The organism is Streptomyces sp. NPDC020898, assembly GCF_044333925.1.
Classification (GTDB): domain Bacteria; phylum Actinomycetota; class Actinomycetes; order Streptomycetales; family Streptomycetaceae; genus Streptomyces.
Map to the genome: position 1 here is coordinate 243279 of NZ_JBIRRV010000013.1, position 23857 is coordinate 267135.

At 69.6% G+C, this 23857-nt stretch carries 18 protein-coding genes; 9 read left to right on the forward strand and 9 right to left on the reverse strand.

The genetic code is table 11. From position 1 onward, the window contains the following. Positions 1-28: 28 nt before the first annotated feature. Positions 29-1078, reverse strand: a complete 1050-nt coding sequence (locus tag ACH4TV_RS34085) for a bile acid:sodium symporter family protein (protein ID WP_398404997.1) — start codon at positions 1076-1078, stop codon at positions 29-31. A 143-nt stretch (positions 1079-1221) separates the two neighbouring features. On the opposite strand from ACH4TV_RS34085, the gene ACH4TV_RS34090 reads away from it, so the two are divergent. The 3 genes from ACH4TV_RS34090 (at position 1222) to ACH4TV_RS34100 (ending at position 5204) form a co-directional block, all read left to right on the forward strand. Then, entirely contained in the window at positions 1222-2085 is an 864-nt protein-coding gene (locus ACH4TV_RS34090) for a LysR substrate-binding domain-containing protein (protein ID WP_398404999.1), read from the forward strand. Positions 2086-2418: 333 nt separating this feature from the next. Continuing rightward, the gene (locus tag ACH4TV_RS34095; RefSeq protein ID WP_398405001.1) at positions 2419-4245 is read left to right on the forward strand and encodes an AMP-dependent synthetase/ligase; all 1827 of its coding nucleotides are present in this window, start codon (positions 2419-2421) and stop codon (positions 4243-4245) included. A gap of 122 nt (positions 4246-4367) precedes the next feature. Further along, positions 4368-5204 carry an aldo/keto reductase gene (locus tag ACH4TV_RS34100; RefSeq protein ID WP_398405003.1) on the forward strand — a complete coding sequence of 279 codons (837 nt, stop codon included), beginning with the start codon at positions 4368-4370 and terminating at the stop codon, positions 5202-5204. 79 nt (positions 5205-5283) lie between these two features. Here ACH4TV_RS34100 and ACH4TV_RS34105 read toward each other — a convergent pair whose 3' ends face one another. Both ACH4TV_RS34105 and ACH4TV_RS34110 read right to left on the reverse strand, forming a co-directional pair. Further along, positions 5284-5985, reverse strand: a complete 702-nt coding sequence (locus ACH4TV_RS34105; RefSeq protein ID WP_398405005.1) for an SDR family oxidoreductase — start codon at positions 5983-5985, stop codon at positions 5284-5286. Positions 5986-6091: 106 nt separating this feature from the next. Further along, positions 6092-7006: a class I SAM-dependent methyltransferase gene (locus ACH4TV_RS34110; protein WP_398405007.1), complete on the reverse strand. Its 915-nt coding sequence runs from the start codon at positions 7004-7006 to the stop codon at positions 6092-6094. Positions 7007-7162: 156 nt separating this feature from the next. Here ACH4TV_RS34110 and ACH4TV_RS34115 point away from each other — a divergent pair, with 156 nt between their 5' ends. Further along, on the forward strand, positions 7163-7933 hold the full coding sequence (locus ACH4TV_RS34115) for a phytanoyl-CoA dioxygenase (RefSeq protein ID WP_398405009.1): 771 nt from the start codon (positions 7163-7165) through the stop codon (positions 7931-7933). Positions 7934-8033: 100 nt separating this feature from the next. On the opposite strand, the gene ACH4TV_RS34120 is transcribed toward ACH4TV_RS34115, so the two are convergent. After that, positions 8034-9740, reverse strand: coding sequence for a glycoside hydrolase family 6 protein (locus tag ACH4TV_RS34120; protein WP_398405011.1), 1707 nt, complete (start codon positions 9738-9740; stop codon positions 8034-8036). Between the two features lie 68 nt (positions 9741-9808). Then, the gene (locus tag ACH4TV_RS34125; RefSeq protein ID WP_398405013.1) at positions 9809-11293 is read right to left on the reverse strand and encodes a cellulase family glycosylhydrolase; all 1485 of its coding nucleotides are present in this window, start codon (positions 11291-11293) and stop codon (positions 9809-9811) included. 275 nt (positions 11294-11568) lie between these two features. On the opposite strand from ACH4TV_RS34125, the gene ACH4TV_RS34130 reads away from it, so the two are divergent. The 3 genes from ACH4TV_RS34130 to ACH4TV_RS34140 all read left to right on the forward strand — a co-directional run bounded on the left by ACH4TV_RS34130 (position 11569) and on the right by ACH4TV_RS34140 (position 17893). Then, positions 11569-14484 carry a glycoside hydrolase family 48 protein gene (locus ACH4TV_RS34130; protein ID WP_398405015.1) on the forward strand — a complete coding sequence of 972 codons (2916 nt, stop codon included), beginning with the start codon at positions 11569-11571 and terminating at the stop codon, positions 14482-14484. A gap of 320 nt (positions 14485-14804) precedes the next feature. Continuing rightward, positions 14805-17471 (forward strand): cellulose binding domain-containing protein, encoded by a 2667-nt coding sequence (locus ACH4TV_RS34135; protein WP_398405017.1) that lies wholly within the window; start codon positions 14805-14807, stop codon positions 17469-17471. Positions 17472-17638: 167 nt separating this feature from the next. Beyond that, positions 17639-17893 carry an SCO0607 family lipoprotein gene (locus ACH4TV_RS34140; RefSeq protein WP_398405165.1) on the forward strand — a complete coding sequence of 85 codons (255 nt, stop codon included), beginning with the start codon at positions 17639-17641 and terminating at the stop codon, positions 17891-17893. A gap of 42 nt (positions 17894-17935) precedes the next feature. Here ACH4TV_RS34140 and ACH4TV_RS34145 read toward each other — a convergent pair whose 3' ends face one another. The 3 genes from ACH4TV_RS34145 to ACH4TV_RS34155 all read right to left on the reverse strand — a co-directional run bounded on the left by ACH4TV_RS34145 (position 17936) and on the right by ACH4TV_RS34155 (position 21162). After that, the gene (locus ACH4TV_RS34145) at positions 17936-19828 is read right to left on the reverse strand and encodes a rhamnogalacturonan lyase (RefSeq protein WP_398405019.1); all 1893 of its coding nucleotides are present in this window, start codon (positions 19826-19828) and stop codon (positions 17936-17938) included. Between the two features lie 267 nt (positions 19829-20095). Then, positions 20096-20836, reverse strand: a complete 741-nt coding sequence (locus tag ACH4TV_RS34150) for a class I SAM-dependent methyltransferase (protein WP_398405020.1) — start codon at positions 20834-20836, stop codon at positions 20096-20098. Positions 20837-20856: 20 nt separating this feature from the next. Continuing rightward, positions 20857-21162 carry a 4a-hydroxytetrahydrobiopterin dehydratase gene (locus tag ACH4TV_RS34155; RefSeq protein WP_398405022.1) on the reverse strand — a complete coding sequence of 102 codons (306 nt, stop codon included), beginning with the start codon at positions 21160-21162 and terminating at the stop codon, positions 20857-20859. Between the two features lie 221 nt (positions 21163-21383). Here ACH4TV_RS34155 and ACH4TV_RS34160 point away from each other — a divergent pair, with 221 nt between their 5' ends. After that, the gene (locus ACH4TV_RS34160) at positions 21384-22220 is read left to right on the forward strand and encodes a helix-turn-helix domain-containing protein (RefSeq protein WP_398405024.1); all 837 of its coding nucleotides are present in this window, start codon (positions 21384-21386) and stop codon (positions 22218-22220) included. Between the two features lie 24 nt (positions 22221-22244). Here ACH4TV_RS34160 and ACH4TV_RS34165 read toward each other — a convergent pair whose 3' ends face one another. Beyond that, positions 22245-22661 carry a hypothetical protein gene (locus ACH4TV_RS34165; RefSeq protein WP_398405026.1) on the reverse strand — a complete coding sequence of 139 codons (417 nt, stop codon included), beginning with the start codon at positions 22659-22661 and terminating at the stop codon, positions 22245-22247. A gap of 228 nt (positions 22662-22889) precedes the next feature. On the opposite strand from ACH4TV_RS34165, the gene ACH4TV_RS34170 reads away from it, so the two are divergent. Next, complete coding sequence (locus tag ACH4TV_RS34170; RefSeq protein WP_398405028.1) at positions 22890-23753, forward strand: helix-turn-helix domain-containing protein; 864 nt, start codon at positions 22890-22892, stop codon at positions 23751-23753. Positions 23754-23857: the final 104 nt, after the last annotated feature.

Sequence of the window (23857 nt, forward strand, 5' to 3'; positions counted from 1 at the left end):
GCGCCCACCGGCCTCCACGGTCCGCGGCTCAGCCGGAAGGTGTCGCCGTACCGGCCGTGATGCGGGACAGGTCCTGCCCGGTGATCCCCGAGGCGACCTCGGACTCGGTCAGCGGGTCGTGGGAGCGGCGCTTGGCGATCACCGCGCACACCATCAGCTGCATCTGGTGGAAGAGCATCAGCGGCAGCACGGCCAGCGAGGCGTGTGCGCCGAACAGGACGCTCGCCATGGGCAGTCCGGCCGCCAGGGACTTCTTGGAGCCGGCGAACTGGATCGCGATCCGGTCCTCGCGGTTGAAGCGGAGCGCCTTGCCGCCGTACCAGGTGAGCGCCAGCATCACCGCGAGCAGCACGGACTCGACGGCCAGGAGTCCGGCCAGCCGGGCGGGGCTGACCTGGTGCCAGATGCCCTCGACCACGCCCTCGCTGAACGCGGTGTAGACGACGAGGAGGATCGAACCCCGGTCGACGAGCCCGAGCACCTTCCTGTGCCGGGTGACGAAGGCACCGATCCAGCGCCGGAGCAGCTGTCCGGCGAGGAACGGGACCAGCAGCTGCAGCACGATCCCCAGCAGCGAGTCGAGGGAGAAGCCGCCCCCGGTGGAGCCGAGCAGCGTGGCCGCGAGCAGCGGGGTGACGACGATGCCGACGAGGGAGGAGAAGGAGCCAGCGCAGATCGCGGCGGGCACGTTGCCCCGGGCCATCGAGGTGAAGGCGATCGACGACTGGATCGTGGACGGGACGAGCGTGAGGAAGAGCAGACCGGTGTAGAGGGAGTCGCTCAGGAAGACCGGTTCGAGCCCACGGGCGGCCAGGCCGAGCAGCGGGAAGACGACGAAGGTGCAGGCGAGGACAGTGGTGTGGAGCCGCCAGTGCTTGAGACCTTCCAGGGCGTCGCGGGTGGAGAGGCGGGCGCCGTAGAGGAAGAAGAGGAAGGCGATGGCGGCCGTGGAGGCGCCCGAGGCGACGTCGGCGCCGCTCCCGCGGGCCGGGAGGAGCGCCGCGAGTCCCACCGTCCCGAGCAACAGCAGGATGTAGGGGTCGATCGGCATCCAGCTCGGCCACTGCAGGCGTTTCACGGTGCTCCACTGCTCTGGTACGGGGGTAGCCGGTCGGGCTCGGTCGTGTCCTTTCCATCGTCCTCCTCGGGCTCGTGATCGGGAATCCTGCATACCGCTCTGACTGTCATCACGTTTCGCGATGACGCGGTAGCGTGATCCGCGTGTACGACCCTTCTCATCTGCGAACCTTCCTGACCGTGGCCCAGACGCTCAGTTTCACGCAGGCCGCCCGGCGGCTCGGGCTGCGCCAGTCGACGGTCAGCCAGCATGTGCGGCGTCTGGAGGACGCGACCGGACGGCAGCTGTTCGCGCGGGACACCCACTCCGTGGAACTGACCGAGGACGGCGAGGCGATGCTCGGTTTCGCCCGCCGCATCCTGGAGGTGCACGAGCAGGCGACGGCGTTCTTCACGGGCACGCGGCTGCGCGGCCGGCTGCGCTTCGGCGCGTCGGAGGACTTCGTGCTGACCCGGCTGCCGGAGATCCTGGAGGGCTTCCGAAGCGACCATCCGGAGGTCGATCTGGAGCTGACGGTGGAGCTGTCGGGCACCCTGCACGAGCAGCTCGCCGCCGGGAAACTGGACCTGGTGCTGGCCAAGCGGCGCCCCGAGGATCCGCGCGGCGAGCCGGTCTGGCACGACGAACTGGTGTGGATCGGCGCGGAACGGCTCCGTCTGGACCCCGACCGCCCTGTGCCGCTGATCGTGTACCCGCCGCCGGGCATCACCCGTGCCCTCGCCATGGAGGCCCTGGAACGCCAGGGCCGGGCCTGGCGCGTCGCCTGCACCAGCGGCAGCCTCAACGGACTGATCGCGGCGGCCAGGGCGGGCCTCGGTGTGATGGCTCACTCGCGCGGACTGATCCCGCCCGGCCTGGTCCGCGTATCCGATCGCGCGGGGCTGCCGGAGCTGGGCCGGGTCGACTTCGTCCTGGTGCACGGCCATCGTCGTACGTCGGCCCAGAGCGCGGCGGACGCGCTGGCGGCGGCGATCCTGGCGGGTGGGGACCGGCTGCACCGGCGTTAGCGGCGATCCTGGCGGGTAGGGGTGTGACGAAAGCGACGCCCAGGACGCAGACAGAGAGGGCGAACGGGTCGCTCCGGGGTCTTCCCCGACCTTAAAGACAGCCCCAAGAGGCCTGGCACGGGCCGTGATCGGGTCGTTCAGATTCCGTGCAGATCACGGGTCCGAAAGCCTCTCCACCGTAAGAAATTCTGTCCGAACCCTACCCATGTAGCCGCATTTTCCGCCCGCTTCCGACGCCGATGCCGAACACGGTCCGCCTTCGGACCCCCTCCCGCGGTGCGATGGCGTGGGGTAGCTTTCACGCGCTTGTGCTGAGCGTCACTAGGAGCGGGTTTGCGCGAATTCACCAACCCTCCGCTGGCGTTGGCACCGCCCGTGGGCGGACTGGCCGACGTGGTCTACGAGCATGCCCAGGAGGACCCCCTCCGTGTCGCGCTCGGCCGCAAGGACGAGACCGGCGAGTGGCGGGACGTGACCGCGAGCGAGTTCCGTGACGAGGTCCTCGCCCTCGCCAAGGGCCTGCTCGCGCAGGGCATCCGCTTCGGGGACCGGGTCGCGATCATGTCCCGTACGCGCTACGAGTGGACGCTCTTCGACTACGCGCTGTGGACGATCGGCGCGCAGGTGGTGCCGCTGTATCCGACGTCCTCGGCCGAGCAGGTCTTCTGGATGCTGTACGACGCCGAGGTGACGGCGGCGATGGTGGAGCACGAGGACCACGCGATGACCATCGCCACGGTCATCGACCGGCTGCCCCGGCTGAAGCAGCTGTGGCAGCTCGACGTGGGGGCCGTGCAGGAGCTGTACGAGGCGGGTGCGCACCTCGACGACGAGGTGGTGCACCGGCACCGCCTCGCGGTGACGCCCGAGTCGACGGCAACGATCATCTACACCTCCGGAACGACGGGCCGCCCCAAGGGCTGTGTCATCACCCACGCCAACTTCATGTTCGAGGCGGACACCATGATCGGGCGCTGGGAGCCGGTGTTCCACTCCAAGAAGGGCGACGAGGCGGCGACCCTCCTCTTCCTCCCCCTCGCCCATGTCTTCGGCCGGATGGTCCAGGTGGCCGCGATCCGCGGCGGGGTCCGTTTCGCCCATCAGCCGCAGCTCAACGCGGCGGCCCTGCTCCCGGACCTCGCCGCGTTCAGGCCGACGTTCTTCCTCGGGGTGCCGTACATCTTCGAGAAGGTCTTCAACGCGGCCCGCCGCAAGGCCGAACGGGAGGGCAGGGCCGGCCCGTTCGAGAAGGCCGTCGAGGTCGCGGTGCGCTACGCGGAGGCCGTGGAGGAGAAGGCCTGGGACATGGGGTCCGGCCCCTCGGCGGGCCTGCGGATGCAGCACCAGCTCTTCGAGAAGCTCGTGTACTCCAAGATCCGGGCCGCGATGGGCGGGCGGGTGCGGCACGCCATGACGGGCGGTTCGGGGATGGACCGGCGGCTCGGCCTGTTCTTCGCGGGCGCGGGCGTCCACATCTACGAGGGGTACGGCCTCACGGAGACGACGGCGGCGGCCACCGCGAACCCGCCCGAGCGCACCCGGTACGGCACGGTCGGCCAGGCCATCCCGGGAACGACCGTGCACATCGCGGAGGACGGTGAGATCTGGCTGCGGGGCGACAACGTCTTCCAGGGCTATCTGAACAACCAGAAGGCGACGGACGCGACCCTGCACGACGGCTGGCTGGCCACCGGCGACCTGGGCTCCCTCGACGAGGACGGCTTCCTCACGATCACCGGCCGCAAGAAGGAGATCCTGGTGACGTCGGGCGGCAAGAGCGTCGCCCCCGGGAACCTGGAGGAACGTGTCCGGGACCACCCTCTGGTCGCCCAGTGCATCCTGGTCGGCAACGACCGCCCGTACATCGCGGCGCTCGTCACCCTGGACCTCGAAGCGGTCGAGCACTGGCTCACGATGCGAGACAAACCCCAGCTGACCCCGACGGAACTGGTCCGCGACCCGGACCTGGAGAAGGAGGTGCGCCGCGCGGTGGTCGCCGCGAACACCCTTGTCTCCAAGGCCGAGTCGATCCGCACGTTCCGTATCCTGGCCCAGCCCTTCACCGAGGAACACGGCCTGCTGACCCCGTCCCTGAAACTGAAACGCAAGGCGATCGAGAACGCGTACGCGAAGGAGGTCGAGGCTCTGTACCAGGCCTAGAGACCGAGTACGTTTCCGGCCAATCTGTGGGCAGGCCCACAAGGTTTGCGATCAGGAATGCACCACGGCTCGTGATCGTTGACGATGGGCGTACCACCCGACGACTGAAGGATCGAGAGCTCGTGAGCAGCAAGGTCCCCCCGATCATCCTGAACAACGGCGCCGAGATGCCCCAGCTGGGCTTCGGCGTCTGGCAGGTGCCGGACGACGAGGCGGAGCGGGCGGTAGCCACCGCGCTGGAGACCGGGTACCGCAGCATCGACACCGCGGCGATCTACGGCAACGAAGAGGGCACCGGCAAGGCTATCGCCGCATCCGCTGTCCCCCGCGAGGAACTCTTCGTCACCACCAAGCTCTGGAACAGCGAGCAGGGGTACGACACCACTCTGCGTGCCTTCGACGAGTCGCTGGCCAAGCTCGGCCTGGACTACCTCGACCTGTACCTGATCCACTGGCCGACGCCGGCCCGGGACAGGTACGTCGACACGTACAAGGCGTTCGAGAAGCTTCACGCCGACGGCCGGATCCGCGCGATCGGTGTCTCCAACTTCCTTCCGGAGCACCTGGAGCGGCTGATCGCCGAGACGTCGGTCATCCCGGCCGTCAACCAGATCGAGCTGCACCCGCACCTCCAGCAGCACGCGTCCCGCGAGTACCACGGGGAGCAGGGCATCGCGACCGAGGCCTGGTCGCCGCTCGGTTCGGGCAGGGGCCTCCTGGAGGTCCCGGCGATCGTCGCCATCGCCCAGAAGCACGGCCGTACCCCGGCCCAGGTCGTTCTGCGCTGGCACCTCCAGCTGGGCAACGTGGTGATCCCCAAGTCCGTGACGCCGTCCCGGATCAAGGAGAACATCGAGGTCTTCGACTTCAACCTGGACACGGAGGACCTCGCGGCGATCAGCGCCCTGAACGAGAACCGGCGCCTGGGCCCCGACCCGGCCACGTTCGAACAGGGCTGACCCCCGATCGCAGCTGCCTGACGGCACCCGTCCCGGGGCGCACGTTCGATCCACGTGCGCCCCGGGCGGCCGGCACAGGTCAGTTGGGCTGCCCGATGGGCCGGACGACCACGGTGTTGACGTCGACGCCCGCCGGCTGCCGGATCGCCCAGACGATCGAGTCGGCCAGCTGGTCGGCCGTCAGCAGATGGCCCGGGGGCAGGCTGCCGTAGCTGTCCCAGAAGGGGGTCTCGACGCGTCCGGGGGCCACCAGCGTCACCCCGACGCCGAACTCCGTGACCTGCCGGCGGGTGTTCTCGGCGAGGCCGGTCACCGCCCACTTGGTCGCCCCGTAGATGTTGCCGGGTGTGTTGACGAACCCGGCGACGCTGCCGACCAGCACGATGCGGCCCCGGGTCTCCTTCAGCGCGTCGATCGACGCCCTGATGAGCAGCGCGGGCCCGAGCACGTTGGTCAGCACCATCTCCGGCCAGCCCGCCGGGTCGCCGTCGGCCACCGAGTCGTGGGTGGCGAAACCGGCGTTGGCGATGACCGTGTCCAGTCGCCCGAACTCCTTCAGCGTCGTCTCGACGGCGCCACGCACCTGGTCGTACTCGGCCGCGTTGCCGCGAATCGTCAACAGGCCCTCGGGTCGGCCCAGTTCCTCGGCGAAACCGCGCAGCCGCTCCTCGCCCCGGCCGGTGACGGCGACCCGGTGACCTGCGTCGAGCAGCTGCCGCGCGACGGCGGCGCCGATGCCGCTGCCGCCACCGGTGATGAGCGCGACGGGTGAGTCGGTCATGGTGGTTACCCCCTGTGTGTGCCCTGCGTGTGCGTGAACAAGGGGGAGTCCACCACTTGAAGCCTTCTCGAAGTCAAGCCCGGTGCACTCAGCACTGAAGCCGCGGCTACTCCTGCGGCCTGCTGCCCGTGTGGACCGTGTGGGTGGCCAGGACGTAGACGTCGGGGCGGTGGTACAGGCCCGCTTTGTCGTCGGGGTCGAGGAGGCGATCGAGGGTGGCGCGGTCGTCGGCGTCGAGCTCGTCGGCGAACATCGTGCGGCGGCGGTCGAAGACGCCGATCACGTAGGTGCGGGCCTCGTCGGTGAGAGGGGCGGGCAGGTCGAGGAGGAAGCTGCGGGTGCCGGCGGGGCGCAGGCCGGCGGCGGCGAGCAGGGCGGGCCAGTCCTCGGTCTCGCGGACATGGCCGGGCAGCGTGGTGCGCATCTCGTTGAACCAGCCCTGCTCGATCACGTCGAGACGCGCCTCCAGGCCGGGGCGCCCGAAACCGAGGTCGCGGGGCAGGTTGCGCTCGGGGAGGCCGCCCTCCATGACGGCGAGGGTGCCGCCCGGTGCGAGCACGGCCGCGAGTGCGGTGAGCGCGGCCCGCTGGTCGCCGACGTGGTGCACGGCCCGGCTCGACCACACCAGGTCGGCGGGGTACTCCAACTCACCGAGTCCGCCAGGGAGTTCGGCCTCGACGGTGCTGAAGCGGTCGGCGGTGCCGAGGCGTTCGGCGTTCTCGCGGGCCCGCTCCAGGAGCGCCGCCGAGCTGTCCGCCGCGACGATGCGCGCCTCGGGGAACGCCTCCGCGAAGAAGCCCGAGATGATGCCGGGGCCACTTCCCGCGTCCACGATCAGACCGGGTTCGGGCTGCATACGGTGCAGCCAGGCCAGGGCGTCGGCGTAGAGGGGAGCGAACAGTTGGGCCTGTCCCTCCAGGTGGGGGATCATCTTGGCGAAGTCGATGTCGCCGTGGTCGTGGGCCGGGGCGTGCGCAGCCGCCTCGGTGTGATCATGGGTGTGCCGGTGCTGATGGGCCATGGTGTACGGGCCTCCCGTCGTCGTTGGCACCAGCGTGCGCCGCCCCCGACGACAGGGCCAGCTCTGTTGCCGTTACGGCAAACACGTGTCGTCCCCACGAACGCGCACGGCAAAAACCGGATGCGCCGGTCCGCCTCGCTCCGCCACGATGTCCGTATGGACGACACACTCGTGGAGCGCTTCCTCGAAGACGGGTTCGTGAAGCTCGAGGGCGCCTTCCCGCCGCGCGTCGCCGAGCACTGCGCACGGCTGCTGTGGCGGGAGACGGGGTGCGACCCGGACGACCCGGGCACCTGGACGAAGCCGGTGCACTGGGTGGGAGACATGGCGCAGGGCCCGTTCGCCGCCGCGGTCAACTCGCCTGTGCTGCATGAGGCGTTCGACCTGCTGGTGGGCGAGGGCCGCTGGGCGTCGCGCTACTCGCTGGGCAGCTTTCCGCTGCGGTTCCCGCACGAGGAGGAGCCGGACGACGCGGGCTGGCACATCGAGGGCGGTTACGCCGTCGAGGGTGCGAACTGGCCGTACACGAACCTCCGCTCCCGGGACCGCGCCCTGCTGATGCTGTTCCTGTTCAGCGAGGTCGGCGAGGCGGACGCCCCGACGCGCATCCGGGTGGGCTCGCATCTCGACGTACCGCCACTGCTGGAGCCGTACGGCGAGGAGGGCGTCTCCGGGCTGGACATAGCGCCGGCCCTGGTCGAGGCCTCCGCACACCGCCCGCTCGCCTACGCCACCGGCCGCCCCGGAGACGTGTACCTCTGTCACCCGTTCCTGGTCCACGCGGCACAGCCGCACCACGGGACCCGACCACGCTTCATGGCCCAGCCCCCACTGCACCCCGCGGTGCCGTACGAACTGGACCGCCCCGACGACAACTACTCAGCCGTCGAGTTCGCGATCCGCCAGGGCCTGGGCAAAAACACCTGACCCACCCTGGCGGACTCCCCGCGCCCCAAAGGGGCGCGGGGAACTGCGCGACAAGCCCCCACCGGGCCTGTCGGCCAAAGAACCGCCCAACCAGCGGAGCTTAGAGCGCCGGGGAGGCGTTCCTCATGAGCTCCTGGAACTGCGCCGAGAACCAGTGCCCGGAGAGCGGCGAGTTCGGCAGCGCACCCGACAGGTTGTTGCCGTTGCGCGGGTTACCGGTGTACGTCGGGTCGCACATCCGGTCGAAGCCCTTGCCCTCGTCGTTCGGGATCGCCGTGCTGGAGCCGTCGGACTCACCCGGAGGCTTCATCCACACGTACGCGTCGATCCCGGCAGCCGGTGCGGCCTGCGGGCGTTCGCCCAGACCCGCGCCGGACTGGTTGCACCAGTTGCCGATGTGGATGCGCCGGTCGTAGCGTCCGCCGTCGACGTACGTGTCGACGCTGGTCGTCGCACCGGGACCGGCCGGCCGTGCGGCGCCGCCCCAGCCGTTCCTGGACGTGTCGATCAGCATGCCGATGGTGGACGGGAAGCCGACCGTCACCAGCTGGTTGCGGAAGGCCTGTGCGAAGGACAGCTCGTCGGTGTACCGGTTCCAGTCCACCCACAGCGACTCACGGACCGACTTGCCGGCCACGTTGTCGTTGATGGTGAAGTTGTTCTCCTTCAGGGCGCTGTAGTTCGCCGTGTTGGTGATGAACCCGTGCACGTCGTTGACGGTCGCGCCCTCGGCGGTGGCCGCCTGCTTGAACACGTCGGCGGAGGCGCCGAAGTTGTCGTCCCAGCCGATCCAGCCGTGGTGGCCGGCGTCGACGTAGTTGTAGACGTTCGGCACGTCACCGAGCTTGCCCAGCGCGTAGCCGACGCCCTTGACGTAGTTGCCGTTCGCCTTCATCACATCGCACTGGGGCGTGGCCGTGGGCCGGCTGCCGGTGTTGGTGACGAGGTTGGGCAGCGAGTCGATCTCGACGGTCGTGACGATGCGCAGACCCGCGTACTTGGTGTCCGCGAGGATCGCCGCGATCGGGTCGATGTACGCGGTCTTGTAGCGGTCGATCTCCGTCGGGCCGAGTTCGCCGTTGGAGGCGAGGGCGGCGCAGTCACGTCCGGGCAGGTTGTAGATCACCAGCTGGACGACGAGTTCGCCGGTCCCCTTCTGCTGGAGGGCCGCGTCGAGGTGGGCGCGCAGACCCATGCCACCGTTGACGCCGTTGATCGCGGCGATCCGGTCGAGCCAGACACCGGTGGGCTGGCTGGAGATCCTGCTGCCGCCGGTCTCGGCGGCGGCCTTCGCGGACCACTCCGGGTTCACGTACACCTTGGCGCCGGTGTACGGGTTGTCGACCCGGTTGGACGGGTTGGGCCCGGGGCCCGGGCCGGTTCCGCCGTCGTCGACGTTGCAGGTGACGCCGTCGAGCGTGAAGGTGGTCGGGATCGCGTTCGTTCCGCTGTAGGTGCCGTTGAAGCCGAAGCTGACCGAACCGCCGGTGGCGAGCGAGCCGTTGTAGGTCTCGTTGGCGGCGGTCACCGCGGTACCGCTCTGGGAGAGCTTCGCGTTCCAGCCGCTGGTGACCTGCTGGTTTCCGGCGTACGACCACTTCGCGGCCCAACTCGACTTGGCCGCGCTGTTGTTGGTGATCGTCACGGCGGCGGTGAAGCCGGTGGACCACTGGCTCTGCACCTTGTAGTCGACGGTGCACGGGATCGCGGCGATCCCGACATCGGCCGGCGCGGCGGCCACCGCGGCGCCGGTGGCACCGGCGACCAGCGCCAGGGCGGCGAGGATCGCTGTTCTGGTACGGCTCATGAGTGCGGGTGTCCTCTCGATTTCCTGTGGGGTTGAGAAGCGCCTTGCTGTGATGGGGAGTTCGTGCACTAACCGATGGCGCGAAGGTGGTCGCGCAGTCCGATGCCGAAGGCCGTGGGTGTGCCGTCGTAATCGGAGATCAGGGACGGGCCGGTGGCGCAGTTCCAGGTGTTCCAGGTCCAGCCCAGGTAGGACTGGCCACGGTCGTCGAACCACTTCATGACCCGGTCGACGAAGGAGTGCGCGCAGGTGTTCTCGCCGATCTCGCCCGCGACAAGGGGGACCTGGGCGGCGACCGGAGCGAGTGTCGAGTCCCAACAGCTTTCGTTGGAACAGGAGTTGAAGTTGTACACGTGCCAGGCGGCGGCGAGATTGCCCGCCGGGTCGGTCGGCTTGTACGTCAGCCACTGACTGAGGTCGTTCGCGTAGGCGAGCCCGCCGGCGAGGATCACGTTCTTGGCGCCGGTGGCCCGGACGGCGTCGATCAGATCCTGCATACCGGCGACCTCGTAGCCGATGCCGGGACAGCTGCCGCCGTCCCGCCAACAGGTCCAGGCCTGGGCCGCCGTGGAGGTGGCGCGGTCCGGGTAGGGCTCGTTGAACAGGTCGAACACGACGGCCGCGTCACCCTTGAAGGTGTTCGCGACCGAGGTCCAGAAGGTGGGCGTGTACTGCATGTTGGGCATCGGCTTCTGGCAGCTGGCGTGTACGTCGGAACAGCCGGCCGAGTTGCCCGTGTACTGGCCCCAGGACCAGTGCAGCTCGACCATCGGCGTCATGCCGTGCGCCTTCACCTTCGCCACCAGGTCCTTGACGGCGGCGATGTAGTTGGCGCCCGCGTACTCGGGCCTGATGTTGGACAGCCCGAGCCAGCACTCCTCGTTCAGCGGGATGCGTACGGTGTTGACGTTCCAGTCGGCGATCGCCTGCACGGAGGCGTCGTCGACCGGCCCGTCCCAGATGCCGTTGCCCTGGACGCACGCGAACTCGCCGCCGGAGCGGTTGACACCGAGCAGCCGCCGGGTGGCGCCACCGGAGTCGACGAGCTTGTTGCCCGACACCTGCAGCGCCGGCGGCCCGTCACCGGGGACCGGAGGATCGGTGGGCGACGGAGTCGGGGTCGGGGTCGGCTCCGTGTCCACGTTGCACGTCGTCCCGTTGAGCTTGAACGACGCCGGTACGGGATTGCTCCCGGACCGGGAGGCGAGGAACCCCGCGCTGACGCTCGCGCCTGTGCCCAGCGAACCGTTGTAGCTCTCGTTGGCCGCGGTGACGGTGGCGCCCGCCTGGGACCACTTGGCGTTCCAGCCCTGGGTGAGCTGCTGTCCCGCACCGAAGTCGAAGGTGAGACTCCAGCCGGTGAGCGCCGCCTGGTTGTTGGTGACCTTGACGGCGCCCTGAAAGCCGGCGTCCCACGTGCTGGTGACCGAGTACTCCACCGTGCACGCGGGGGTGGCTCCGGACGCCGTGACGACCGGCGCGACCGCGGTGCCCACAAGGGCGACCGCAGCGCCGAGCACGACTAAAAGACCTGAACGCGGGGGGTGTCGCATGAGCGAGTCCTTGCAGATCGGGCGCGTCGTGACAGACGCGTCGACTGATGGAATCGCTCCCACTGGTGTCAACGAAGTTAGCGCCAAGTGACGGTAAAGAACAGAGAGTTGACGTGTTTCCATCAGATGTCGCCATCGAATCGTTTCGACTCTTCAAACACCTTGACCCTTGACACGCGGGTCCTCACTATGGGAGCGCTCCCACTGGTTCAAGGCTTGTTGCTCCTCCCCACATCTCCACGAGCACCTCCGAGCCGCTAGGAGGAACCAGCACCATGCACCCCCGACACAGACGCCGCGTCACGCGGCGGTTCTGGACCGCTGTCGTGGCGGCCCTCGCCCTGCCCCTGACCATGCTCGCGACAGGCACAACTCCCGCACAGGCGGCGGCAGTTCAGTGCAACGTCGACTACAGGACGAACGACTGGGGCTCCGGTTTCACCGCGGACCTGACGATCACCAACCGCGGCACGGATGTCATCAACGGCTGGACGCTGACGTACGCCTACGCGGGCAACCAGAAGCTCAGCAATGGCTGGAACGGCACCTGGTCCCAGTCCGGCCAGACGGTCACCGTGCAGAACGCGACGTACAACGCGACGATCGCCGCCGGCGCGGCCGTCACCACCGGCGCGCAGTTCACGTACAGCGGCAGCAACGCGGCCCCGGCCTCGTTCGCGGTCAACGGTACGACCTGCGTCGGCGCCCACCAGCCGCCGATCACCGTGCTGACCAGCCCGGCCGCGGGCGCGGTCTACTCGCAGGGTGACGCGGTGCCGATGGCGGCCACCGCTGCCGCCGCCGACAGCGCGACGATCACCAAGGTCGAGTTCTACGACGACACCACGCTGCTCGGCACGGACACGACCGCGCCGTACACGCACTCGGCCACCGGACTGGCCGTGGGCAGTCATTCGCTGCTGGCGAAGGCGTACGACAGTCTGGGCGCCTCGGCGCCGTCCACGCCGGTCGGCATCACGGTCGCCTCGGGTCCCGCCGTGGTCGCCGTACCCACCCAACTCGGCGTCCAGCAGGGCCAGTCGGCGACGTACGACGTCAAGCTGTCGACGCAGCCGAGCGCGAACACGACCGTGACGACCGCTCGTGCAAGCGGCAACACGGGCCTGTCGGTGACCGGCGGCGCCTCGCTCACCTTCACCCCGGCCAACTGGAACACGGCCCAGAAGGTGACCATCACCGCCAACGCGACGGGCACCGGATCGGCGGCCTTCGACTCGACGGCCACCGGCCATGCCAAGGCGACGGTCACCGTCACCGAGCTGGCGGCCTCGAAGGTGTACGACGCCCGCTTCCTGGACCTCTACGGCAAGATCACCAACCCGGCGAGCGGCTACTTCTCCCCCGAGGGCATCCCCTACCACTCGGTCGAGACGCTGATCGTCGAGGCGCCGGACCACGGCCACGAGACCACGTCGGAGGCGTACAGCTACCTCCTGTGGCTCCAGGCCATGTACGGCAAGGTGACCGGCGACTGGAGCAAGTTCAACGGCGCCTGGTCGATCATGGAGCAGTACATGATCCCCACCCACGCCGACCAGCCGACCAACTCCTTCTACAACGCGTCGAAGCCGGCGACGTACGCCCCCGAGTACGACCTGCCGAGCCAGTACCCGGCCGCGCTCGACACCGCCGTCTCGGTCGGCCCTGACCCGATCGCGGCCGAGCTGAAGACCGCGTACGGCACGGACGACGTCTACGGTATGCACTGGCTCCAGGACGTCGACAACGTCTACGGCTACGGCAACTCGCCCGGCAAGTGCGAGGCGGGTCCGACGGACACCGGTCCCTCCTACATCAACACCTTCCAGCGCGGACCGCAGGAATCCGTGTGGGAGACGGTGCCGCAGCCGACCTGCGACGCCTTCAAGTACGGCGGTACGAACGGGTACCTGGACCTGTTCACGGGCGACGCGTCGTACGCGAAGCAGTGGAAGTTCACCAACGCCCCGGACGCCGACGCGCGGGCCGTGCAGGCCGCGTACTGGGCGGACATCTGGGCGAAGCAGCAGGGCAAGGGCGGTGACGTCTCGGCGACCGTCGGCAAGGCGGCGAAGATGGGCGACTATCTGCGCTACGCCATGTACGACAAGTACTTCAAGAAGGTGGGCAACTGTGTCGGCCCGACGGCCTGCCCGGCCGGCACCGGCAAGGACGCCTCGCACTATCTGATGTCCTGGTACTACGCGTGGGGCGGCGCCACCGACACCGCGGCGGGCTGGTCCTGGCGCATCGGCTCCAGCCACACGCACGGCGGCTACCAGAACCCCCTGGCCGCCTACGCGCTCAGCTCGTACGCCGCTCTGAAGCCCAAGTCGGCGACAGGACAGGCGGACTGGTCGACCTCACTGACCCGGCAGATCGAGTTCTACCGCTGGCTCCAGTCCAACGAGGGCGGCATCGCGGGCGGCGCGACCAACAGCTGGGGAGGCCGCTACGCGACCCCGCCGGCCGGCACGCCGACCTTCTACGGCATGTACTACGACGAGAAGCCGGTGTACCACGACCCGCCGTCCAACCAGTGGTTCGGCTTCCAGGCGTGGTCCATGGAGCGGGTCGCCGAGTACTACCAGCAGACGGGCAACGCGGCCGCGAAGACCGTCCTGGACAAGTGGGTCGACTGGGCCCTGTCCAAGACGACCATCAACCCGGACGGTACGTACCGCATCCCGTCGACGCTCCAGTGGTCGGGCGCCCCGGACACCTGGAACGCGTCAACTCCCGGTGCGAACGCGGGACTTCACGTCACCGTCGCCGACTACACCAACGACGTGGGCGTGGCGGCGGCGTACGCCAAGACGCTGACGTACTACGCCGACCGCTCCGGTGACACCGAGGCGGCGACGACGGCGAAGGCGCTCCTCGACGGCATGTGGAACCACCACCAGGACACCCTGGGCATCGCCGTCCCGGAGACCCGCGCCGACTACAACCGCTTCGACGACGCCCTGTACGTGCCGTCGGGCTGGACCGGAACGATGCCGAACGGCGACCCGATCAACTCGTCGTCGACGTTCGACTCGATCCGTACCTTCTACGAGGACGACCCCAACTGGTCCAAGATCGAGGCGTACTTGGCGGGCGGCGCCGCGCCCTCGTTCACGTACCACCGGTTCTGGGCCCAGGCGGACATCGCCCTCGCCATGGGTTCGTACGCGGAGCTACTCGAATAGCCCCCGCCGGGCGCTCCGCGGATTGAGCTGTGTGGCTGCGGGTCCGTTGTGGCTGGTCGCGCCCGCGCGGCGGAGCCGCATATCGGATACAGCCCCGCGCCCCTATCGGGGCGCGGGGTAGGCACCGCTTGTTCTGCGGAACCGCTTGAATGCTCCGCGTACGCGGTCTCGTCACCGGACGACGAGGCCACCTGGCCGGGCGGCCCCCTCCCACACTGGGGGCCGCCCGGCAACTCTCGCACTGCGAGGAAAGCGCTTACCGTCCGTCTCGTCCTCCCTGCCTTCCCGATTCCCCCCACCCGGAAAGGACCCCCACAACCATGCGAAGAACCCGTATTCTCACGGCCGTACTGGCCCTGGCCGCAGGCCTGTTGGCCGGCGCCCCGTCCGCGCTGGCCGCCCCGGACGCCGCGGAAGTGACGATCGCCGCCGACACGTACACCTGGAAGAACGCCCGTATCGACGGCGGCGGTTTCGTCCCCGGCATCGTCTTCAACCGCACCGAGAAGAACCTGGCGTACGCCCGTACGGACATCGGCGGCGCCTACCGCTGGCAGGAGTCGACGAAGACATGGACCCCGCTGACGGACTCCGTCGGCTGGGACCGCTGGGGCCACACCGGCGTGGTCAGCCTGGCCTCCGACTCCGTCGACCCGAACAAGGTGTACGCGGCTGTCGGCACGTACACGAACAGCTGGGACCCCGGAAACGGCGCCGTACTGAGGTCGGGCGACCGGGGCGCGAGCTGGCAACGGGCCGATCTGCCCTTCAAGTTGGGCGGCAACATGCCCGGCCGTGGCATGGGTGAGCGCCTCGCCGTCGACCCGAACCGCAACAGCGTGCTGTATCTGGGCGCACCCAGCGGCAAGGGCCTGTGGCGGTCGACGGACTCGGGGGCGACCTGGTCGCAGGTGGCGAACTTCCCCAACGTCGGCAACTACGCGCAGGATCCGACCGACACGAGCGGGTACGCCAGCGACAACCAGGGCATCGTCTGGGTCACCTTCGACGAGTCGACGGGTACGGCGGGCAGCGCGACCCGCACGATCTACGTCGGGGTCGCCGACAAGGACAACGCGGTGTACCGCTCGACGGACGCGGGCGCGACCTGGTCCCGGGTGGCGGGCCAGCCCACCGGCTATCTGGCCCACAAGGGCGTACTGGACGCCACGAACGGCTACCTGTACCTGCCGTACAGCGACAAGGGCGGCCCGTACGACGGCGGCAAGGGCCAGTTGTGGCGGTACGCGACGGCGACCGGCACCTGGACGAACATCAGCCCGGTCGCCGAGGCGGACACCTACTACGGGTTCAGCGGTCTGACGATCGACCGGCAGAAGCCGGGCACGGTGATGGCGACGGCGTACAGCTCGTGGTATCCGGACACGCAGCTCTTCCGTTCCACGGACAGCGGCGGCACCTGGACGAAGGCCTGGGACTACACCTCGTACCCCAACCGCGCCAACCGCTACACGATGGACGTCTCGTCCTCACCGTGGCTGACCTGGGGCGCGAACCCGTCGCCGCCCGAACAGTCCCCGAAACTGGGGTGGATGACGGAGGCGCTGGAGATCGACCCGTTCAACTCCAACCGCATGATGTACGGCACGGGCGCGACGATCTACGGCACCGAGAACCTCACCAACTGGGACAGCGGCAGCCAGTTCGCCATCAAGCCGATGGTCCAGGGCCTGGAGGAGACGGCGGTCAACGACCTGGCCGCTCCCCCGTCGGGCGGGGCCGTACTGCTCAGCGCGCTCGGCGACGTCGGCGGCTTCCGCCACACGGATCTCACCAAGGTCCCCTCGATGATGTTCACTTCACCGAACTTCACCACGACCACGAGTCTGGACTACGCCGAGACGAACCCGGGGATCGTGGCCCGCGTCGGCAACCTGGACTCGGGTCCGCATGTCGCGTTCTCGACGGACAACGGGGCCAACTGGTTCGCGGGGACGGACCCTTCGGGTGTCTCGGGCGGCGGCACGATCGCGTCGGCGTCGGACGGCAGCCGGTTCGTGTGGAGCCCGGACGGCACGGGCGTGCAGTACGCGACGGGCTTCGGGACGTCATGGTCGGCGTCGGCCGGAATCCCGGCGGGCGCGATCGTCGAGTCTGACCGGGTGGACCCGAGGACGTTCTACGGCTTCAAGTCCGGCAAGTTCTACGTGAGTTCGGACGGCGGAGCGACCTTCACGGCGTCCACGGCGACCGGCCTCCCGGCCGGTGACAGCGTGCGCTTCAAGGCCCTGCCGGGCACGAAGGGCGACATCTGGCTAACGGGCGGTGCGCCGGACGGCGCGTACGGCCTGTGGCACTCCACGGACGGCGGTACGACCTTCACCAAGCTGTCCAACGTCGAACAGGCCGACACGGTCGGCTTCGGCAAGCCGGCGACGGGAGCGACGTACCAGACGCTGTACACGAGCGCGAAGATCGGCGGCGTACGCGGCATCTTCCGCTCCACGGACAAGGGCGCGAGCTGGACGCGTATCAACGACGATGCCCACCAGTGGGGTTGGACGGGCGCGGCGATCACGGGTGACCCGAGGGTGTACGGACGCGTGTACGTGGCGACGAACGGCCGCGGTGTCGTCTACGGCGAGTCGTCGGACGCCGGCAGTGGTGGCGGGGGCGGCGGTACGGACCCGACGCCGACCCCGACCGGGGCCTGCACGGTGACGTACAAGGTCACCAGCGAGTGGTCTGGCGGCTTCCAGGCGGACGTACAGATCGGCAACACGGGCACAACTGCCTGGAACGGCTGGTCACTTGGCTGGTCCTTCCCGAACGGCCAGACCGTCTCCCAGATCTGGAACGCCGGGTACACCCAGTCGGGCGCGGCGGTGACGGCGAAGAACCTGGGCTGGAACGCGAACGTGGCGGCGGGCTCGTCGGTGAGCTTCGGGTTCACGGGGAACTGGTCGGGGACGAACGGGAAACCGGCGGCCTTCAAGGTGGGCGACCAGAACTGCACGGTCGCCTGAGCACCCAGGGCGCGCGCCTGGGGCGGCGCGTGCCCTTTCGGCCCGGAGCTTTTGAGTAGCCGTACTCATGCCGGGATTCCCCGTGTCGCACAAGCTGGTCGCACACCACCAAGAGGGAGTCACCTGTGCGTAGGACCAGCCGAACCGGCCTTCTGTCGCTTCTCGCCATGACCGGCGTCACCGCCGCCCTGCTGACCGGCTGCTCGATCGAGCAGGCGAGCTGCGGCGGCGACGAGTATCCGGTTCTCAACGTGGGGAGCACCGGAAACGCCTGTGTCCCCAACGGCGAGGACCCGCCGAAGGGGTACGCCCGCTACCCGGAGGGCAAGGTCCCCGAGAAGTCCGGCGACAAGTGGGACGTCTATTGGGAGACCCACACCCTCGACGAGAGCGGCAAGATCATCAAGGCCCCCGCCGAGTGAGCGGCGGCCGCCCGGAGCACGCAGGCGGCCGCCCTCACGACGTCACGGCGTGTAGACCGTGGGCCTCGGTGCCGTCGGCATGCCGTTGCCGATGAAGAAGCTGGGGTGCGGGGGCTGGTTGTAGGCGGTGTTCTGCCAGGCGATGCCCGTGCGGTACATCGTGTCGTGCAGCAGGGTCGTGATCTTCGTCGCCGTTTCGGTCGGCGTCGAGTAGATACGCAGGGCCGTGTTGGCGCTGGTCGCCCACACGACCTCCTCGCGCCAGTCGCCGAAGAGGTCTCCGGAGAGCGCCGGGGTGGCCTTCGTACTGTTGTTGGAGTGCACGGACGCGCCGGTCAGCAGCCGGGTGTCGGCGGAGGTGCCGTACTTGTCGATACGGGTGCCGTCGAGGAGTTCGCGGACCGGGTCGCCGTCCCACCAGGAGAGGAAGTTGGCGGAGGACGGTTCGCGGCCCTTCGTGGCGCCGCCCTCGTCCCGGATCGACGTGTCGGAGGCCGACCAGACCTCCGCTCCGTCGTTGCCCGCCCAGATGTCGCCGGCGACTCCCCGGCCGTTGTCGCAGCAGGCGGCGAGGCTCCAGTTCACGGCACCGTTGGCCGGGTTGATGTACAGCTCGGCCGGCTGGGAGGTGGACTCGGACACCTTGAAGTACTCCAGGCCCGCGCGCGCCGGGTCCAGGTCACCGAGGTGCTGGGCGTCACCGTGGCCTGTCCTGGTCGTCCACAGCCCGTTGCCGTTGTCGTCGACGGCCATCGCCCCGTAGACGATCTCGTCCTTGCCGTCCCCGTCGACGTCCCCGACGGACAGGCTGTGCGAGCCCTGGCCGTCAAATCCCTTGCCGGTGTTGGTGGATGAGCTGCTGTCGAAGGTCCAGCGGCGCGTGAACGCCCCGTTGCGCCAGTCCCACGCGGCGATCACCGAGCGCGTGTAGTAGCCGCGCGCCATGATCAGGGAGGGCCGGGCGCCGTCCAGGTAGGCGGTACCGGCGAGGAACCGGTCGACCCGGTTGCCGTAGTTGTCGCCCCACGACGAGACGGTGCCGCGCGCCGGGACGTAGTCGACGGTGCCCATCGCCCGGCCGGTCTGCCCGTTGAACATGGTCAGGAATTCCGGACCGGAGAGCACGTAACCGCTCGAATTGCGGTAGTCGGCCGACGAGTTGCCGATGACGGCACCTGTCCCGTCGACCGTCGCGTCCGCCGTCTTCATGGCGACCTCGGCCTTACGGTCGCCGTCGTAGTCGTACACCTGGAACTGCGTGTAGTGCGCGCCCGAGCGGATGTTGCGCCCCAGGTCGATCCGCCACAACCGGGTGCCGTCGAGCTTGATCCCGTCGACGATCGTGTTGCCGGTGTACCCGGACTGGGAGTTGTCCTTGGCGTTGGTCGGCTGCCACTTCAGTACGAAGTCGAGGGCGCCGTCACCGTCCAGGTCGCCGACCGAGGCGTCGTTGGCCTCGTAGGTGTAGGCGACGCCGTCGGGGGTCGTACCGCCGGCGGGCGGGGTGATCGGCACGTCCTTGTATCCGGTGCGGAACTGGATCGCGTGGACGGAGTCGGCCTGTTCCACGCCGCCGACGATCGCACGGACCGTGTAGTCGGCCTGGGCCGGGGCGCCGGAGTGGAAATAGTTCGTGGAGCCGGTGACCGGGGTGGAGTTGACCTTCGTACCGGCCCGGTAGACGTTGAACGACACGTCGTTCGGGTCGGTGCCGAGCCAGCGCCAGCTGACCAGGTTGCCACTGTCGACGTGCACGCTGACGACACCCCGGTCGAGCGCCTCGACCTGACGGGCGGTGGCGGCCTCGGCCGGGGTGGCGGAGAGCGACACGAGCCCTGCGGCGGCCAGGCTCCCGGCGGCAAGGGCGGAGAGAAGAGTGCGGCGTCTGGTACGGGTGGGGGGACGGAACGGGGCATGCGGCTGCGGGTGCTGCACGGTACCTACCTCCTGAGGGGGACGTACTGGTTCCACTCCTCAGTTGCCGCCGCCCGCAGGGACGTTGCCGCTCGGACGCACCAAGTTGGGCTACCTGTCAGCGAGTTCCGGCACCGTACCGACGCAACAGTCCAACCCTCCTCATTGGTACGGCTGTTGGCCTATACCGAATGGGCTGCCGGTCCGGCCAGCCGCACCACCTCCTCCCCGCAATACAGCCGGGCACCGAGAGGTGGTCGCTGGAGTCGCCGCTGCCTGACAGCGCCCCTACGGCTTCCGGAACGCCCGTAGCGTGAACACCGGGTCCGGGCGGGGGCGGTCCTGGTCGGGCAGGGCCTCCAGGCGGGCGGCGAAGCCGTCGGCGAGGGGGTGGCCCGGCGGCAGCGTCATGAACCACCCGCGTCGCAGGTCCGCGACGGCCCGCCGGGGACTGCGCCCCTGTCCGCGCCCCCGGAAGCGCGCCTCCCCGGCCGGGACCAGCCCGTGCCCGACGGCATGCGCGTCGATGACAGCGGGCTCGTCCAGCGCCGCACGCCAGGGGCGCGAGGCGAGGACGGCGTCGATGTCGCTGCCCACGTTGTGGGAGGCGCCCTTGCCGACGGTGGTGACGTACACCCCGCCCGGCCGCAGCACCCGCGCGCACTCCCCGACGATGGCCCGGACGTCCTCGGCCCGTTGGGCGAGATGCAGCAGCCACACACTGGTCACCGCGTCCAACTTCCTGTCTGCGAGCGGGAGTCGGCGGCTGTCGGCCAGTACGACGGCACCGGGCAGCCGGGCGGCGGCCCGCCGCGCCATCGCGTCGGTCAGGTCGATGCCCGCGACCCGCATCCCGGCCCGCGCCGCCGCGAGCCGCCGGGTCACGATGCCCGTACCGCATCCCACGTCGAGCAGGCGGCGCGCTCCCTCGGGTACGAGGCTCAGCACGGCGTCCGCGGCGGCTGCCGCCCTGGGTTCACCGCCGCGTGAGGCGTCGTACCGCTCGGCCTCCTGGCTGTAGTCCAGCACGATCGCGATCCTCGGCCCGGTCAGCTCGCCCCGTGCCCCGGTGCGAGATCCTCGACTCTGCGGGCCAGCGTGAAGTCGAGGTCCGTGACGGCGCCGCCCACGCTGTGGGTGTTCACGGAGAGTGACACGGTGTTGTAGCCGAGGGTGAGGTCGGAATGGTGGTCCAGTTCCTCCTGGACCTGGGCGATGTGGACGACCATCGCCGTCGCCGCGAAGTGCGAGCCGAGACGGTAGGAGCGGGCGATACGGTCTCCGTCGAGCGACCAGCCCGGCAGCTCCGCCAGCCGGTCCTCGATCTCCTTCTGCGACAGCGGTTCGACGGGCATGGCCGCGCTCCTTCCCTGACGTCGGGTGCCCTCTCAGCGTGCCACAGGCCGGGCGTCCCCGCCCTGGTCACGAGGGTGCCAGGTGGCCGGCGGCGGACAGATTCGGCCGCGGGGCCGCCTGCCGGGGCGGCGGTCCCGGCGCGTCCCCGGATGCCGCGGAGGGCGCCGGCGCTGCGCACACTCCACGGCGTCCCACGGCACTCCTGGACTACGGTCGTCGTATGACCACTGTCCCGACCGGGCGCGCGGCCCGCCCGACCACCTCCGCGGACAACGGAGTCGGCCCGCTGCTGCGGGCCTGGCGGGAGCGGCGGCGCGTCAGTCAGCTCGAACTGGCGTTGCGGGCCGACTCGTCCGCCCGTCACATCAGCTTCGTCGAGACGGGCCGCTCCCGGCCGAGCGAGGAGATGGTCCTGCGGCTCGCGGAACACCTGGACGTCCCGGTCCGGGAGCGCAACGCCCTTCTCCTGGCGGCCGGTTACGCCCCCCGCTACCGCGAGACCCCGCTCGACGACCCGGCGATGGAGTCCCTGCGCGACGGCGTCGAGCGGCTGATCCAGGGGTACGAGCCCTACCCGGCGTTCGTGGTCGACGCCACGTACGACGTCCTGGCCGCCAACCGGGGCATCCTGATGCTCCTCGACGGCCTCCCCGAGTCCGTGCTGGCGCCGCCGCTGAACGCGATGCGGCTGACCCTGCACCCGGAGGGCCTGGCCCCGCGCATCCGCAACCTCCCCGAGTGGCGCGGGCACCTGCTCGCCCAGATGGAACGCCAGATCGCCCTGCACCGCTCGGCACCCCTGCGCGCGCTGTACGAGGAGGTCGCCGCGTACCCGGTACCGGAGTCGCAGGAGAGCCCTGCGGATCCATCGGCCGCCACCGTGGTCCCGTTCGCACTGCCGATGCGCATCGAGCACGAGGGCCGACTGCTCTCCTTCATCTCGTCGATCTCCACCTTCAACACCCCGATGGACATCACCGTCGCCGAGCTGGCCATCGAGACGCTCCTCCCGGCCGACCCGGCGACGGTCAACTACCTTCATTCGATGATGAGTTGACGGTCCGGTTCTCAGGACCGGCCCTCAGCGACCGGCCCTCAGGGACACGTACTGAAGTGCCGCGAAGCCGGCCACGACGGCGGCCTGGAGCACCGTCCACACGGAACCTGCCGTGCTCGGCGTGAGCCACACGGCCAGGGCGACGCAACTCAGCACTGCCCAGGCGAGGTTGACCTCGATCACGACCCGCACCGGCAGTACGGCGGGCTGCCGGCGCGAGGCCAGCCAGCCGACGGCGGCGGCGTACACGGCGAGAAGCAGGCCGAGTTCGAGCAGCAGCCCCGAGCCGACTCCGAGAAAGCGGGCGAGCGGCCCGGACGCCGCCAGATAGGCGACCGCGTTCACTCCGGTCACCAGCGCGTCCAGCGCCAGGAAGCGGCGCAGCATGACGTGCGGTTCGGTGGTCCGGGCGGCGAGTGCGGCGAACTGGGTTGCGGACATGGCGGATCCCCCTCGGTCGAGGTCAGGTGGCGAACACGGGAGTACGGACATGGAACCCGGGTTCCGGACCGGAGTGCGCCGCCCCGGAACCCGTTGCCCCTACTCTGCTGCGCGGGTCGGCCACGGTCGATTACCTCCCGGGTAATCCGGCCTCACCGGCCCCTGTGAGACCGACCGCGGAACGTGACACACTGCTCGCTGTACTTCGGCGCGTAGGGGAGGCGTGGCGTGAGTGAGCGGCGGGCCGCGCCCACCGTGGGTCAAGTGGTGCTCGGAAGACGGCTTCAGGAGCTGCGTGAGGCGGCCGGGCTGAAGCGGGAAGAGGCCGCGAAGATCCTGCGGGTGGCCTCGGCGACCGTACGGCGGATGGAAATGGCCGAGGTCGCCCTCAAAGTCCCGTACGTACACGTGCTGTTGACGGCGTACGGCGTGGCCGAGGACGAGGTGGCCATGTTCGTGGACCTGACCGAGGAGGCGAACGCGCCGGGCTGGTGGCAGCGGTTCTCGGACGTCCTGCCGGACTGGTTCAGCATGCATGTGAGCCTGGAGGGCTCCGCCCGGCTGATCCGGTCGTACGAACCGCACTTCGTGCCCGGTCTGTTGCAGACCCAGGACTACGCGCGTGCCGTCATGGAGGCCGGGACGGTCGGCCACACGGGCCCGGAAGCGGTCGAGCGGCATGTGTCGCTGCGCATGGCCCGGCAGAAGCTGCTGACCCGCGAACACCCGCCCCACCTCTGGGTGATCATCGACGAGACCGTGCTGCGGCGGCCGGTGAGCATCCACGGCGAGGTCATGCGCGACCAGCTGGACCGGCTGCTCGAAGTGTCGGAGAGCAGCCATGTCACCATCCAGGTCGCCGAGTTCAGGGACGGCCCGCATCCCGGCACGGCGGCCCCCTTCGAGCTGTTCCGCTTCGGCGAGCCGGAACTGCCCGACATGGTGTACACCGAGTATCTGACCGGCGCGCTCTATCTGGACTCCCGCCGGGAGGTCGCCGCACACCTGGAGGTCCTGGACCACATGACCGCCGGCGCCGCGTCGGCCCAGCGCACCAAGGAGATCATCGCCGAGTACCGCGACGGCTACTGACCGAGGGCGTTGTGCCCGGTGCACGGCCCGCGCCCCTGAAGGGGCGCGGGGCGCCCTTCAGGGGCGCGGGGAACTGCGCGACAAGCCACAACGCACCGCCAGCC

Bases quoted from the DNA above. Each gene is read 5' to 3' on its own strand.
- ACH4TV_RS34135 (WP_398405017.1), top strand. From the start codon at position 14,805: ATGCGAAGAACCCGTATTCTCACGGCCGTACTGGCCCTGGCCGCAGGC.
- ACH4TV_RS34130 (WP_398405015.1), top strand. From the start codon at position 11,569: ATGCACCCCCGACACAGACGCCGCGTCACGCGGCGGTTCTGGACCGCT.
- ACH4TV_RS34105 (WP_398405005.1), bottom strand. From the start codon at position 5,985: ATGACCGACTCACCCGTCGCGCTCATCACCGGTGGCGGCAGCGGCATC.
- ACH4TV_RS34140 (WP_398405165.1), top strand. From the start codon at position 17,639: ATGACCGGCGTCACCGCCGCCCTGCTGACCGGCTGCTCGATCGAGCAG.
- ACH4TV_RS34160 (WP_398405024.1), top strand. From the start codon at position 21,384: ATGACCACTGTCCCGACCGGGCGCGCGGCCCGCCCGACCACCTCCGCG.
- ACH4TV_RS34125 (WP_398405013.1), bottom strand. From the start codon at position 11,293: ATGCGACACCCCCCGCGTTCAGGTCTTTTAGTCGTGCTCGGCGCTGCG.
- ACH4TV_RS34165 (WP_398405026.1), bottom strand. From the start codon at position 22,661: ATGTCCGCAACCCAGTTCGCCGCACTCGCCGCCCGGACCACCGAACCG.
- ACH4TV_RS34115 (WP_398405009.1), top strand. From the start codon at position 7,163: ATGGACGACACACTCGTGGAGCGCTTCCTCGAAGACGGGTTCGTGAAG.
- ACH4TV_RS34155 (WP_398405022.1), bottom strand. From the start codon at position 21,162: ATGCCCGTCGAACCGCTGTCGCAGAAGGAGATCGAGGACCGGCTGGCG.
- ACH4TV_RS34110 (WP_398405007.1), bottom strand. From the start codon at position 7,006: ATGGCCCATCAGCACCGGCACACCCATGATCACACCGAGGCGGCTGCG.
- ACH4TV_RS34120 (WP_398405011.1), bottom strand. From the start codon at position 9,740: ATGAGCCGTACCAGAACAGCGATCCTCGCCGCCCTGGCGCTGGTCGCC.